This is a genomic window from Paracoccus niistensis, assembly GCF_042432925.1.
Classification (GTDB): Bacteria; Pseudomonadota; Alphaproteobacteria; order Rhodobacterales; family Rhodobacteraceae; genus Paracoccus; species Paracoccus niistensis.
In genome coordinates this window covers 1-528 of sequence record NZ_JBHLWE010000072.1, presented here as the reverse complement: position 1 = coordinate 528, position 528 = coordinate 1, and the positions used below count along the sequence as shown (strand labels likewise).

Genomic DNA, 528 nt, shown 5'->3' with positions numbered 1-528 from the left:
TGGTCGCTGGATTTCGTCCACGACCAGTTCGCCAGCGGCCAGCGCTTCCGGGTGCTCAACGTGGTCGACGATGTCACCCGTGAATGTCTCGCGGCAATCCCGGACACCTCGATCTCGGGGCGCCGTGTCGCGCGTGAACTCACGGCCCTGATCGAGCGTCGTGGAAAGCCCGGCATGGTTGTCAGCGACAACGGGACCGAACTGACCAGTAACGCCATCCTGCGATGGTGTTCCGAGCACAAGGTCGAATGGCACTACATCGCGCCAGGCAAGCCGATGCAGAACGGTTTTGTCGAAAGTTTCAACGGTCGGATGCGCGACGAGCTGCTCAACGAGACCATGTTCCGCAACCTGGCTCATGCCCGTGTTGTGATCGCGGCCTGGGCTGCAGACTACAATACCGAACGCCCCCATTCGGCCTTAGACTACCAGACCCCGGCTGACTATGCGCGGTCCCTGACCACCGCAATCGCCCGCCCCGCTGCGCGAGATGAAAGCTCCGCGCGTCGGGCGATTGCTCACCCTGCA

1 protein-coding gene is annotated in these 528 nt (G+C 62.7%); it reads left to right on the top strand.

Going from position 1 to position 528, the window contains the following annotated elements; translation table 11 throughout:
- Nucleotides 1-528, top strand: a 528-nt coding sequence (locus tag ACFFII_RS17480) for an integrase core domain-containing protein (protein ID WP_377700152.1), incomplete at both ends; no start/stop codon positions are given.